General features: G+C 32.2%; 12 protein-coding genes. 8 read left to right on the top strand and 4 right to left on the bottom strand.

Annotation, left to right across the window (positions count from 1 at the left end; genetic code table 11):
* Positions 1-12 precede the first annotated feature (12 nt).
* Positions 13-2,841 carry an excinuclease ABC subunit UvrA gene (gene uvrA / locus OO775_RS07515; RefSeq protein ID WP_264846462.1) on the bottom strand — a complete coding sequence of 943 codons (2,829 nt, stop codon included), beginning with the start codon at positions 2,839-2,841 and terminating at the stop codon, positions 13-15.
* Between the two features lie 667 nt (positions 2,842-3,508).
* Here uvrA and OO775_RS07510 point away from each other — a divergent pair.
* Positions 3,509-5,695, top strand: a complete 2,187-nt coding sequence (locus OO775_RS07510) for a glutamine synthetase III family protein (RefSeq protein WP_264846461.1) — start codon at positions 3,509-3,511, stop codon at positions 5,693-5,695.
* Positions 5,696-5,736: 41 nt separating this feature from the next.
* Positions 5,737-6,861, top strand: a complete 1,125-nt coding sequence (locus OO775_RS07505; RefSeq protein WP_264846460.1) for an acyltransferase family protein — start codon at positions 5,737-5,739, stop codon at positions 6,859-6,861.
* A gap of 43 nt (positions 6,862-6,904) precedes the next feature.
* Here OO775_RS07505 and OO775_RS07500 read toward each other — a convergent pair whose 3' ends face one another.
* Positions 6,905-7,276 (bottom strand): helix-turn-helix domain-containing protein, encoded by a 372-nt coding sequence (locus tag OO775_RS07500; protein WP_264846459.1) that lies wholly within the window; start codon positions 7,274-7,276, stop codon positions 6,905-6,907.
* A gap of 129 nt (positions 7,277-7,405) precedes the next feature.
* Between OO775_RS07500 and OO775_RS07495 the strand changes: the two genes are divergently transcribed.
* The 6 genes from OO775_RS07495 to OO775_RS07475 all read left to right on the top strand — a co-directional run bounded on the left by OO775_RS07495 (position 7,406) and on the right by OO775_RS07475 (position 10,931).
* Positions 7,406-7,957: a hypothetical protein gene (locus OO775_RS07495; RefSeq protein ID WP_264846458.1), complete on the top strand. Its 552-nt coding sequence runs from the start codon at positions 7,406-7,408 to the stop codon at positions 7,955-7,957.
* 28 nt (positions 7,958-7,985) lie between these two features.
* Positions 7,986-8,723 carry a hypothetical protein gene (locus tag OO775_RS07490; RefSeq protein ID WP_264846457.1) on the top strand — a complete coding sequence of 246 codons (738 nt, stop codon included), beginning with the start codon at positions 7,986-7,988 and terminating at the stop codon, positions 8,721-8,723.
* A gap of 161 nt (positions 8,724-8,884) precedes the next feature.
* On the top strand, positions 8,885-9,259 hold the full coding sequence (locus OO775_RS07485; protein WP_264846456.1) for a DUF4296 domain-containing protein: 375 nt from the start codon (positions 8,885-8,887) through the stop codon (positions 9,257-9,259).
* A gap of 27 nt (positions 9,260-9,286) precedes the next feature.
* The gene (locus tag OO775_RS14140) at positions 9,287-9,949 is read left to right on the top strand and encodes a DUF4271 domain-containing protein (protein WP_373874557.1); all 663 of its coding nucleotides are present in this window, start codon (positions 9,287-9,289) and stop codon (positions 9,947-9,949) included.
* A gap of 25 nt (positions 9,950-9,974) precedes the next feature.
* A complete protein-coding gene (locus tag OO775_RS07480; RefSeq protein WP_264846455.1) occupies positions 9,975-10,721 on the top strand; it encodes a uroporphyrinogen-III synthase in 747 nt (248 codons plus the stop codon).
* A 63-nt stretch (positions 10,722-10,784) separates the two neighbouring features.
* A complete protein-coding gene (locus OO775_RS07475; protein ID WP_264846454.1) occupies positions 10,785-10,931 on the top strand; it encodes a hypothetical protein in 147 nt (48 codons plus the stop codon).
* A gap of 76 nt (positions 10,932-11,007) precedes the next feature.
* Here the strand turns inward: OO775_RS07475 and mdh are convergent, their stop codons facing one another.
* A complete protein-coding gene (gene mdh / locus OO775_RS07470; RefSeq protein ID WP_264846453.1) occupies positions 11,008-11,940 on the bottom strand; it encodes a malate dehydrogenase in 933 nt (310 codons plus the stop codon).
* Positions 11,941-12,248: 308 nt separating this feature from the next.
* A complete protein-coding gene (locus tag OO775_RS07465; RefSeq protein WP_264846452.1) occupies positions 12,249-13,121 on the bottom strand; it encodes a sugar-binding protein in 873 nt (290 codons plus the stop codon).
* Positions 13,122-13,270: the final 149 nt, after the last annotated feature.

Genomic DNA, 13,270 nt, shown 5'->3' with positions numbered 1-13,270 from the left:
CATCATTTTGACTTATTTACTTAGAATTTCTTTTAAAAATTTTGCTGTATAACTATTTTTGCTTTGAGCAACTTCTTGGGGTGTGCCATAAGCAATGATTTCGCCACCACCTTTTCCGCCTTCTTTACCAATGTCAATAATATAATCAGCCATTTTGATAACATCTAAGTTGTGTTCGATTATCAATATAGTATTTCCGCGGTCGGCAAGCCGATTCAGAACATCCATCAGTACGTTAATATCTTCAAAATGTAGTCCTGTTGTTGGTTCATCAAGAATATAAAAAGTGTTTCCTGTATCTCGTTTTGATAGTTCAGTAGCTAGTTTGATTCGTTGAGCTTCACCTCCTGAGAGTGTTGTTGATTGTTGCCCCAGAGTGATGTATCCTAAGCCAACATCTTGTATTGTTTTGAGTTTTCGATATATTTTTGGAATAGGTTCAAAGAAAGTTACAGCATCATCAATGGTCATTTCTAAAACATCGGCGATTGATTTACCTTTGTAACGAATTTCGAGTGTTTCGCGGTTAAAACGCTTGCCATTGCAGGTTTCGCATTCTACATAAACATCGGGCAAGAAATTCATTTCAATTACTTTAAGTCCTGCACCTTCGCAAGTTTCACATCTTCCTCCTTTTACATTGAAAGAAAATCGACCAGGCTTGTACCCACGTATCATTGCTTCAGGAGTTTTGGCAAAAAGGTCTCTTATTTCACTGAAAACTCCTGTATAAGTGGCAGGATTAGACCTTGGTGTACGTCCGATAGGTGATTGGTCTATATCAATTACTTTGTCAATATATTCAAGTCCTTCAATTGAAGTATAAGGCATTGGTTTTTTGACAGCATTGTAAAAATGTGCATTCAAAATAGGATAAAGCGTTTCGTTGATAAGAGTTGATTTACCACTTCCCGACACGCCAGTAACACCAATAATTTTTCCCAAAGGAAAGGAAACACTAACATTTTTTAGATTATTACCTGTACAACCAGAAAGTACAATGCTTTTCCCATTGCCTTTTCGGTATTGAGTAGGAATTTCTATTTTTTGTTTTCCGTTTAAATAATTGGCAGTTAAAGTATTTTTTTTCATCATCTGAGAAGGAGTTCCTGCAAAAATGATTTCCCCTCCATTTTTTCCAGCTTTGGGACCAATGTCAATTATATAATCAGCATGCAAAATCATATCAGCATCGTGTTCAACAACCAAGATTGAGTTGCCAATATCGCGCAAGGCTTTCAACGAATGTATCAAACGTTCGTTATCTCGTTGATGCAATCCGATACTTGGTTCGTCCAGAATATAGAGTACATTGGTCAGTTTTGAACCTATTTGTGTAGCCAATCGAATGCGTTGCGCCTCGCCTCCTGAAAGTGATTTAGAACTTCGATTAAGTGACAAATAATTTAACCCTACATCTAACAAAAAACCTATTCGAGAAGTAATTTCTTTAATAATTTCTGAAGCAATTTTTTGTTGTTTTGCAGATAGTTTTTCAGGTAAATGTTTGAACCATTGAGCTAATTCGTCCATATCCATTGTTGCAAGTTGTGAGATATTATACTCATTGATGCGGAAGAAAAGAGCTTCTTTTCGCAATCGGGTTCCTTGACATTCTGGACAGATTTTTTCGTCTGTAAATTCTTTTGCCCAGCGTTGAATAGAGGCGTTGTCAGATTCTTGTTGGCTTTGAATAAAATTGATAATTCCTTTGAAATGAATAGAATGTGTCTTGGTAACTCCCGCCGATTCTAATTTGGTTGAAAATTGTTCATCACCTCCATAAAAAAGCATTTGAACACATTCAGGAGATAAATCGTTAAAAGCATCGGTTATTTTGTGTCCAAAACGAAGCAAAATAAGTTCTATTTGCTTGAAAATCCATTTATTATCAGCTTCTCCAATGGGGGCAATAGCTCCACTTTTGATAGAGAGTGATTTATTTGGAACAATTTTGTCAATATTTACTTCTTGAACAATCCCTAAGCCATTGCAATGTGGGCACATTCCTTTGGGTGAATTGAATGAAAAAGTATTCGGTTCGGGTAGTGGATATGAAATACCTGTCGAAGGGCACATTAAGTTTCTACTGAAATATCGTGGTTTGTTTTCTCCTTGTGCAAGTATCATAAGTACGCCATTGCCTTGTTGTATAGCTACTTGTAAGCTATCAGAGAGTCGTTTAAGCGAATTCTCATCATGACTTATTTTTATTCGGTCAATAACAATTTCAATATCGTGTGTTTTGTATCGGTCAAGTTTCATTCCTTGCTCTATATCGCATATTTGGCCATCAACGCGAACTTTTACAAAGCCTTGCTTGGCAATTTGTTCAAAAAGTTCTCGGTAGTGTCCTTTGCGCGATTGTATAATAGGTGCCAGAATATTGATATTAACGCCTTTATATTTAGAAAGAATTAGTTCTTGAATTTGGGAATCGGAATAACTTACCATTTTTTCGCCAGAGAGATAGCTATACGCATCGGAAGCACGAGCAAATAACAGTCGTAAGAAATCATAAATTTCTGTAATCGTTCCAACCGTAGAACGAGGCGACTTGGAGGTTGTTTTCTGTTCAATGGCAATAACAGGAGATAGCCCATCAATTTTATCTACATCAGGGCGTTCCAATCCTCCCAGAAATTGTCTTGCATACGCTGAGAAAGTTTCGATATAGCGCCGTTGTCCTTCGGCATAAATAGTATCAAATGCCAAAGAAGATTTTCCCGAACCAGAAAGACCTGTAATAACAACTAATGCTCCACGAGGAATACTTACGTCTATATTTTTTAAATTATGTACTCTTGCTCCTTGTACCTCAATGGTTTGTTTCTTTTTCATTACTCAAAAAATAAAGGGCAAAGATAAGAAATTTTTATAATAGTTCAGTTTGAAATAAAAGATAAGTAGGTCAAACGCACGAAAATATTTTGATATTTCTCCAAAATTTTCGTGTCTTTGACCTAATTTCAATTTGTTTTGCTCAAATTTTTACAAAAAAAGTTTTCTGTACGAATGTTTTTCATTTTCCAATCATTGGAAAACCTTTTACAAACGTGTTTGAGATATTTTTTGGATAAAAAAGTTTCCTACATGAATGTTTTACATTTTTCAATCATTGGAAACCCTTTGCAAACATGTTTGAGATATTTTTTGGATAAAAAAGTTTCTTGCACGAATGTTTTGTATTTTCCAACAATTGGAAAATCTTTTACAAATGTGTTTGAGATATTTTTTGATAAAAAAAGTTTCCTACATATATGTTTTAAATAAATTTTTTGATTAGAAAATTCTATACAGATGTATTTGGGCTTAAAAAATTATCAAAAAACTTAGTTTTAAAATTTTATAGTTACACTACATAATGACATTCCTTCATAATTTTCGTGCGTTTGACTTGAAAGATAGGGAATGAAAAGAAATTTTTTAATTTGGTGAAAAAATATAAGGGGTTATTTTGTTTTTTTGTATGTATTTTTTAATTTTGCCCCTAAAAAAATAGGGTATTATGTCAAAAATTCGTTTTAATGCTTTGCAAGATGTTCTTTATAGAGAACCTGTTACTGTTGAAGAAGAAGGAAAGCGTTCGGAATTATTTGGGAAAAATGTTTTCAATGAAGATGCTATGCGTCAGTATATGACCAAAGATGCTTTTGATAGTGTAATGAGCGCTATGAATGAAGGAAAAAAAATAGATAGAAAAGTAGCAGACCAGGTGGCAGCAGCAATGCGTGATTGGGCAATATCGAAAGGGGCTACGCATTATACACATTGGTTTCAGCCACTTACGGGAACAACAGCCGAAAAACATGATGCTTTTTTCGAACCTATAACGAGAGGTCGTGCCATCGAAAAATTTGGCGGAGGTCAGCTCGTACAACAAGAATCTGATGCGTCAAGTTTTCCTAATGGAGGTATTAGAAATACATTTGAAGCTCGAGGATATACGGCTTGGGACCCTACTTCGCCCGCTTTTATTCTGGGAACAGTACTTTGTATTCCCACCGTATTCGTATCATATACCGGAGAAGCACTTGACCATAAAGCGCCTTTACTTAGAGCTTTGCAAGCTATTGATATAGCAGCTACCGATGTTGCCAAATATTTTGATAAAAATGTAACCAAAGTTAATGCAACTCTGGGTTGGGAACAAGAATATTTTTTAATTGATAAAGCCTTAGCACATTCTCGTCCAGATATTAAACTGGCAGGGAGAACGCTTTTGGGACATTCGCCTGCCAAAGGACAACAATTAGATGACCATTATTTTGGAGCGATACCGCAAAGAGTTCTTAATTATATGCGAGAACTCGAAATAGAATGTTTAAAACTTGGAATTCCGGTGAAAACTCGCCATAACGAAGTGGCACCTAATCAATATGAATTAGCACCTATTTTTGAAGAAGCGAATTTGGCTGTTGATCAAAATTCACTTCTGATGGATGTAATGAACAAAGTAGCAGGAAAACATAATTTTGTTGTCTTGTTTCACGAAAAACCATTCGCGGGGATAAATGGTTCGGGGAAGCATAATAATTGGTCTTTAGCAACCAATACAGGCGTTAATTTGCTTGCTCCAGGGAGTACTCCGATGAAAAATTTGCAATTTCTTACCTTCTTCATAAATACAATTAAAGCTGTGGCAGAGTACGAAGAATTGCTTCGGGCTTCGGTAGCTTCGGCAAGTAATGACCATCGTTTGGGAGCTAATGAAGCTCCTCCTGCTATTGTTTCGGTTTTTATAGGCGAACAACTTACCAAAGTTTTAAACGAATTGGAAGGTGTCTCTGATGGAAAACTTTCTCCCGAAGAAAAAACCGAACTGAAACTCAATGTAGTTGGTAAAATACCTGATGTATTACTTGATAATACGGATAGAAATCGTACCTCAACCTTTGCTTTTACGGGGAATAAGTTTGAATTTAGAGCCGTAGGTTCTAAGGCGAATTGTGGAAAACCAATGATGATACTCAATATGATTGTAGCTAAACAATTAACCGAATTTAAAAAAGAAGTTGATTTTCTTATCGAAACAAAAAATTTGAAAAAAGATGAAGCCATTTTTAACGTATTGAGAGAATATATAAAATCGTCTAAGAAAATTCGTTTTGAAGGCGATGGATATAGCCAAATGTGGGAAAAAGAAGCTCAAAATCGCGGACTTAGCAACAATAAAACCACGCCCGAAGCACTCAAAGTACTTGTGAGTGAGAAAAGTATAAAACTTTTTCAAGAAATGAAAATTCTCAATCATATTGAAATAGAGGCTCGCTATGAGATAGAACTTGAAGAATATATGAAAAATATTCAGATAGAAAGTCGTATAATTGGTGATATTGCTCGCAATCATATTGTTCCCACAGCGGTTAAATATCAAAATATTTTAGTCAAAAACGTTCGTGGATTGAAAGATATTTTTGCAGACGATTATATTCAATACGCAGAAGAACAAATGGATTTAATTCGCCGAATATCACAACACATAGCGGTGATTTATAATCAGGTTGATGCAATGGTTGAGGTTCGCAAAAAAGCTAACAAACTTACCGACGTAGCAAGTAAAGCCTATGCGTATTGTAATGAAGTAAAGCCTTTTTTTGACACCATTCGCTATCATTGCGACAAACTTGAAATAATTGTTGATGATGAACTTTGGTCAATGACAAAATATAGAGAATTGTTATTTACTAATTAGTTTTATTTTGTACCTTTGCAAGGCTAAATAGCATATAAAAAATGTCAAAAATTTCATCAGTAGCATTTGCCGATGCTAAACCTCATTATCTTATACTTGATGGATTGCGTGGTGTGGCAGCAATCATCGTCGTATGGTTTCATATATTTGAAGCCTATGCAACCAGCCATTTAGACCAGATAGTTAATCACGGATATTTGGCAGTAGATTTCTTTTTTGTTCTTTCGGGATTTGTTATAGGATATGCTTATAACGACCGGTGGGGAACATTAAGCATAAAAGATTTTATAAAACGTAGGATTATTCGTTTACACCCTATGGTAATTATGGGAGCAATTATAGGTGCTGTTTTGTATTATTTTCAGGATTATTCGCAGTGGAATGTTTCAGAAACATCAATATTGATGCTCTTAGGAGCTATGATACTCAATATGTTTTTAATTCCAGCCACTCCCACTACCGAAATCCGAGGCTTAGGAGAGATGTATCCGCTCAATGGTCCCAGTTGGTCTTTATTTTTTGAATATATAGGTAATATTTTGTATGCCTTTTTTCTTCGTAAACTTCCTACAAAAATACTTTCGGTATGGGTAGCTTTGGCAGGGTGTGGCTTGGCTATATTTGCTATTTGGGGACCTTATGGAGATATTTGTGCAGGTTGGACAATGACAGGTCAAGAAATGATAGGTGGTTCATTTCGGTTATTATTTTCATTTTCAGCAGGTTTGTTACTATCGCGTATATTTAAACCTGTCAAAATACAAGGAATTTTTTGGATAGGAAGTTTGGTGTTTATTTTACTAACGGCAATGCCTCGCATAGGAGGAAGTGAAAATCTTTGGGCAAATGGCTTGTACGAAATGTTTTGTGTATTGATTATTTTTCCATTGCTTGTTATCTTTGGAGCTTCTGAAACAACAACCACTCCATTAACTGCTCGAATATGTAAATTTTTAGGAAATATATCTTATCCACTTTATATGGTACACTATCCTTTTATATATATATATTATGCTTGGGTAAAAAATGAAAATTTGACATTTACCCAATCTATATATGGAGCTTTAGCGCTTGTTATGGGGTGTATGGTATTAGCTTATCTTTGTTTGAAGTTGTATGATGAACCTATACGCAAATTGTTGATAAAACGCTTTTTTAAACGTTAGAAAGAAATTTATTTTTGTATAGAGCCTCATTAGAAAAAGGGGATTATTTCTCTCTTTCTAATGAGGTAATTTTTTCTTTAAGTTCGGCAATATAATTATCTTTTTCTTCAAGACGTTTTTCAAATTGCTCAATAAGTTTGTCGGAGAGTTCGTTGATTATATAAGCTCCTTTGAAAACACCTGTACTTTGATTGGTGTTATGAATAATAACTTGGTCTGATTTTAACAAATCTTCGGGTTCAATATCAAATAATTCACAAAGAGGCATAATGTAATTTGCCCACGAATTACCAATTCCGTTTTCAATACGAGCATAAGTTGATTGTGCTGTGTGTATGTACTCGGCAATTTCTTCTTGCGAAAGTCTTTTCTTTTTTCGTAAATTTTTTATTTTTTGTCCAACTAATACATTCATAGCAATAAAATTTTATGCAAAAAAAGAAATAAAATATCTATTTTTTGAATAATCAATAATACGCTTTTTGTAGTAATTTTGCATAGTAAAAATTAACAAAATTAGACAGATATGAGATGAGTTATTATTATGTTATGTACAGGATTTTTATTAACATCTTGCTCTGAAAATCTTACAACTTCTAAGGCAGAAGATATTGTTGAGGAGTATTTGAAAGAAAAACCTAAAAACGGACAGGTTGCTGTTTATGCAGGAAAAATAAATGCAGATAGTTACTATCTGATGGGAGGTAATCTTGAAAAGTACAAAAAATTGGCAGCTGACAGATACTTAAATATGGAATACAAGGAAGAAGAGCGAGGACGTTGGTCAATAGATAAGTATTATATAATATCTTTGACAAATAAATCACAAGATTTTGTTTTAAAAATAATTCCGGATGATGAGAAAACACGTTATGAAATGAGAACCTATACGATTGAATTAGACGAAATTAGCGATATTTTTATCAGAAAAGAAGAAAAAACAGCAACATCCAAAGCAAAGTTTAAGAAAAAAGATAAAACTCCTTTCTTTATTTTTGAAGATGACCCAACTGACTTCTCAGTACAAGATGTACTGTTTTATAAGACAGAGGATAAAGGTTGGCGACTTATGAATGAAAAAGGTAGAACTTATTGATTAGAGTAAAAAATTAAATAATATTGATATGAAAAAAAAATTTTTAATAAGTGTATTTTTTGTAATAGGATTTTTAAGTGTGCAGGCACAAGATGTTATAACTCTTAGAAATGGAGAGGAAATTAAAGCAAATATTAAAGAAGTTACCCTTTCTGAAGTGATTTTTAGTTACGAAAAGGAAACACTAATAAATCGCTATTTTACAAACCAAATTAAGGAGATAAAATACAAGTTAGGTAGAGTGCAAAAGTTTGACAATCTTGCAGTTGAAAACTCTCCTTATACATTTGATATACCAGAGCCTCAATATGTTGGAATAATTTATTATATTGACGAAAATGGTACAATACTCAATACATTAGAAACACAAAAATCAAGTGTAAAAACCAATGCTACTGCTTCTGTATATATAGTTGGAATAGGTAGTGCCAAAACAAGAAATTACGTAAAAGGAGGAAAATCAACAGTGCGATTACCCAAAGGAAAAATACGTTTATTTACCAAAGTTGATAACCCAAATATAGATCCAAAAGAAATTTTTAATATATTTCAGTTACAAGCAGATAGAAAAATTCGTTTTGTTGTCGTAAGTGAAGCACATACTTTTGCAGGAAGCAAGTCAGCAGATATTGATTTTCTGCCATTTAATGCGTATCGATACAAAAATAGTTCTTTTATTATAGAATTGGATATAGAAAAAGAAGGAGAATATGCCATAACACTTGATACCTCACGTATGACATTTGGTCTTTTTGGAATAGATTAAATATTTTTAAGTATGAATAAAAATGAATATAGAAAAGATTTTTCCTTTTCTATATTCATTTTTCTTTTTATAAAAATACAAATTTTGCTATCTTTTTTGCAAGAAAAATGTTTGATACAAAAAAAAATAATAACTTTGCAGTGTATTTTTAAAATAAAAAAATGAAGTATAATTGGTTGTACATTATTGTGTTGGCACTTTTTTCGTGTGGGCAAAATGTAATTGAAAAGCCCCAAAAGTTTATTCCAAAAGAAAAAATGGAGCAAATTCTCTACGATTTGGCTATTCTTAATGCTGCCAAAAGTGTTGATGCACATATTTTTGATAATCATTTTGTTGATGTGAACGAAATTCTTTACAAAACAAACGGAATAGATAGTCTCCAATTAGTCGAAAATATGATTTATTATGCTTCTCATCCCAATATTTACAGCAAAATAATTGATAATGTGCAACTTCGGTTAAAGAAAGAAGATAGTCTTGCACAGAAAAAAGATACGCTAAAATTAGAAAAACTTCCAACTATAGAAAAATAAATTAAAATCTTAAATGCTTAGTATATAGTGAATTGGATTGACTTACATACACAATCTCACAATTGGTTATTTGTTATTTTTGTAATTATTTTATTGCTTTTTGCTTTTATCAAAAGGCATTATGCATATCAAACCAAAGAATTTTTACAGCTTATATTCAATGACCGATATATTGTAATATATGGTAAAAAAGAAAAAGTTCGATTGTTTTTTACAATGTTATTTTTTCTAATTCAATGGCTTACACTGAGTATTTCTGTATATATTTTTTTTTATATTTTTGGACTATCAACTGATTTTTTTCCATTGCCAATACCTTTTGAGTTTGTTATTTTTTTCTTAATATTGATTTTTTTACTATTGAAAATGTTAGTACAATATCTAATCATTTATATTTTTGATATATCAAATTTTGGAAAAATGTTTTTTTTCAATAGGTTAACTTATTCAAATTACGCTAGTTTCTTACTTTTTATACTGAATATGATAACTATTTATGGGGTATCTTTTAATAGATATTTTTTCTATATTTCATTGATAATATTTCTATATATACTTGTTTTTGGGCTATTTTCTTTCATAAAATTATATAAAAAATCAATTAAACCATATTTATTTTATTTTATTTTGTATCTTTGCACTTTTGAAATAGCACCTTATATTTTCATAGGGTATTTGATTAAATATTGATTAAAGCAAAATTAAACTCGTTTTTATGAGAGTCAAATCTATTTTGGTGTCACAACCAGCACAAGCTGATAGTACACCATATCATCAAATTATCGAAAAACACAAAATAAAAGTTGATTTTAAGCCGTTTGTCCAAGTACAAGGTATGTCAGGAAAAGATTTGCGAGTTCAAAAGATTGATTTACAACAACATACAGCAATTATTATGACAAGTCGAAAGGCTGTGGATCATTTTTTTAGAGTAGCAGAAGAAATGCGCTTTAAGGTACCCGATACGATGAAGTACTTTTGTCAATCTGAAGCGGTTGCTTATTATCTACAAAAATATATAACTTATAGAAAAAGAAAAATTTATGTAGGAAAACGAGATTTTAGTGAGTTAATACCAATTATTAAAAAACATAAAGAAGAAAAATTTTTGTTTCCTACCTCTGATATACTTAAAATAGAAGTAGAAAAAGCACTTAATGATCTGAAAATTAACTGGAAAAGAGGAGTTTTTTATAAAACAGTCTATTCTGATCTTAGTGATTTGAAAAATATTAAATACGATATTGTTGCTTTTTTTAGCCCCGCTGGCATTGAGTCTTTGTTTAAGAATTTTCCCGATTTTAAACAAAATGATATTAGAATAGCTACTTTTGGAAGTTCTACTCTTGAAGCAGCTCAAAAAGCAGGTCTGATAGTCGATATACAAGCGCCCATTTCCGAAGCGCCTTCTATGACCGTAGCATTAGAAAAATATCTCGAAAAAAATAATAAAAGAAACTGACAAATTGCCACTGAGCAAAAACAAACTATTTTAAAAATTATTATCCTTAAAACAAAACAGGATATGAAAGAATTTACACAAGCAGTTGAACATTTAGATAAAAGAATGGAGCAGACAAATAAACTTTTGTTTTGGCTTTTGGGCGTGGTAATTGTGGGAGGAATTGCGTTTATAGTTGCACTAATTTTTTTATTAGCTTATAATGCTTAAATAATAGTAAAAGATAAAATTAAATAGGTGGTTTTTAAAACCACCTATTTTTTGTTATGAAAAAAAAATAAAAATTCTAAATTACGCTATCAAGAGCTTTATTTACTTCACGTACTGCTTCTGCATTTTCTTTGAATTTTGCTTTTTCAGCATCATTCAAATCGATAGTAACGATTTGTTCAATACCATTTTTTCCAACAAGTACAGGAACTCCTAAGCAAATATCAGAAAGTCCATATTCTCCTTCCAATAGGGTAGAGCAAGGGAACATTTTTTTCTGGTCGCAAGCGATCGCTTGTACCATAGCCGAAACGGCAGCTCCTGGCGCATACCAAGCAGATGTACCCAAAAGTTTAGTAAGGGTAGCTCCCCCAACTTTAGTATCTTCAGCTACTTGATTGAGTCTTTCTTGACTAAGGAATTGGCTTACAGGTACTCCATTACGAGATGCCAAGCGAGTAAGTGGCAACATACCAGTATCGCTATGAGCTGCAATTACCATACCATCAACATCAGAAATAGGACAATCAAGTGCTTCAGCAAGTCTGTATTTGAAACGTGCGCTATCCAAAGCACCACCCATACCTAAAATACGATTTTTAGGCAATTTAGTTGCTTTATGTACCAAGTACGTCATTGTATCCATTGGGTTACTAACTACGATAACAATAACATTTGGCGAATGCTTTACTAATTGTTCTACAACCGATTTGACAATGTTGGCATTAGTTCCGATAAGCTCTTCACGAGTCATTCCTGGTTTTCGAGGAATTCCCGAAGTGATAACAGCTACATCACTACCAGCCGTTTTAGAGTAATCGTTGGTTACTCCTGTAATTTTTGTATCAAATCCATTAAGTGATGCTGTTTGCATCAAATCCATAGCTTTCCCTTCGGCAAATCCTTCTTTGATATCAACCAAAACTACTTCCGAAGCGAAGTTTTTAATAGCAATGTACTCAGCACAACTTGCGCCCACAGCACCTGCTCCTACAACTGTTACTTTCATATATGTTATTTTTATATCTTATTTTACTTATTTTATTTAGGATAATACTCAAAATTGTATAGTATATTTGTATTCGAAAAATTAAGTTGTCAAATTCATATAAATTTTTTCCGCAACTAATTAAGTATAAAAAATAGAATACTTAAATTTATGATTCTTATTTTTTAGTAGTGCAAATATAGAAATAAAAAAGAATTTTCAAAAACATTTCTGACTTTTATTCTTGATAAGTCAGCGTAATCGTTTTAGGTTAGAATAAAAAAAAATGGATTACTCTGGGTAATCCATTTTTTCAAACAAATAAAATTTTAATAATATGTAATTTCTCGTTCAATAATAGATTTCGGAAACTGATTTACATATTCAGTACGTTCTATCCAATTTCCATTGTTGTCATACACATACGAATATTCTTTTTCGTCAATAAAATCACCATCTTTGTTGAAGTTTTTCAAACTTTTCTCATTGCCTTTTTCATCATAAGAGATAACAGTTTTACGAATTAAGACATTTTCAGAATTGTAAATTTCAATTTCTGTAATAAGCCCCGTTTTGTTATTGTATTTGTATCGTGTACAATTATCAATTTCTGTTTCAGATTTCGTATATTGACAGGTTTCTATCAAATGATTTGTTTTCGGATCGTATTTGTAGGTATATTTGGAGCCGAACGATTTATCGCTTTTTGTCCAAAGTTCTTCCAAGATACGTCCTTTTTCGTCATTCACATAAGAATAAGTGTCATTAAGTTCTCCAGTAGGTGAGTAGCTGTTATAGGCAACTTTATTACCTTTGTCATCATATACATACAAGAATTTGACTTGTACTTTTCCAAACGAATTGTATACATCACGGGTAGTTCGTTTCCCTTGTTCGTCATACTTGTAGATAACTTTTTGAGAAAGTTGTCCTATTTTGTTGTACCGATTCGTTTCTGTCTTGAATCCTTCTTGGTCAAAAACAATAACCACATCACCATTCCAGAAATCTTGTTTGTTACCTTTAATTATTTTTCCAAAATAATCAACGGCTTTGTAAGGTGTTAGTTTAAAAGTTTTCACATTTCCTTTAAGATTCAAATCTTTCAAGTGATTTTGTGTTTTTTTGGGAGTATCATCAGCCAACAAGTTTTGGCTAAAAAAAACACATAGCAAGAGCATTGAATAGAATGTTTTTTTCATATTCTCATAAAATTTAAGTTAGATGTAATAATTGTTAGATGTTTTAAATAAGTTGTGGCAAAATTATAAAAAAATATTGAATAATAAAAGGAAAAGTAATAAAAAAAAATGTATCTCCGTTATTACTAATAAAAGAATATAATTGCTAA

Origin of the sequence: Capnocytophaga catalasegens, assembly GCF_026005215.1 — a bacterium.
GTDB lineage: Bacteria > Bacteroidota > Bacteroidia > Flavobacteriales > Flavobacteriaceae > Capnocytophaga > Capnocytophaga catalasegens.
Note: the sequence above shows the minus strand (reverse complement) of the source record. Positions and strands in the feature narration are given on the sequence as shown.

What these genes read in the sequence shown, in the direction of transcription:
- OO775_RS07510 (WP_264846461.1), top strand. Translation starts at nt 3,509, where the DNA reads ATGTCAAAAATTCGTTTTAATGCTTTGCAAGATGTTCTTTATAGAGAA.
- OO775_RS07485 (WP_264846456.1), top strand. Translation starts at nt 8,885, where the DNA reads ATGAAGTATAATTGGTTGTACATTATTGTGTTGGCACTTTTTTCGTGT.
- uvrA (WP_264846462.1), bottom strand. Translation starts at nt 2,841, where the DNA reads ATGAAAAAGAAACAAACCATTGAGGTACAAGGAGCAAGAGTACATAAT.
- OO775_RS07495 (WP_264846458.1), top strand. Translation starts at nt 7,406, where the DNA reads ATGTTATGTACAGGATTTTTATTAACATCTTGCTCTGAAAATCTTACA.
- OO775_RS07500 (WP_264846459.1), bottom strand. Translation starts at nt 7,276, where the DNA reads ATGAATGTATTAGTTGGACAAAAAATAAAAAATTTACGAAAAAAGAAA.
- OO775_RS07465 (WP_264846452.1), bottom strand. Translation starts at nt 13,121, where the DNA reads ATGAAAAAAACATTCTATTCAATGCTCTTGCTATGTGTTTTTTTTAGC.
- OO775_RS07505 (WP_264846460.1), top strand. Translation starts at nt 5,737, where the DNA reads ATGTCAAAAATTTCATCAGTAGCATTTGCCGATGCTAAACCTCATTAT.
- OO775_RS07480 (WP_264846455.1), top strand. Translation starts at nt 9,975, where the DNA reads ATGAGAGTCAAATCTATTTTGGTGTCACAACCAGCACAAGCTGATAGT.
- mdh (WP_264846453.1), bottom strand. Translation starts at nt 11,940, where the DNA reads ATGAAAGTAACAGTTGTAGGAGCAGGTGCTGTGGGCGCAAGTTGTGCT.
- OO775_RS07475 (WP_264846454.1), top strand. Translation starts at nt 10,785, where the DNA reads ATGAAAGAATTTACACAAGCAGTTGAACATTTAGATAAAAGAATGGAG.
- OO775_RS07490 (WP_264846457.1), top strand. Translation starts at nt 7,986, where the DNA reads ATGAAAAAAAAATTTTTAATAAGTGTATTTTTTGTAATAGGATTTTTA.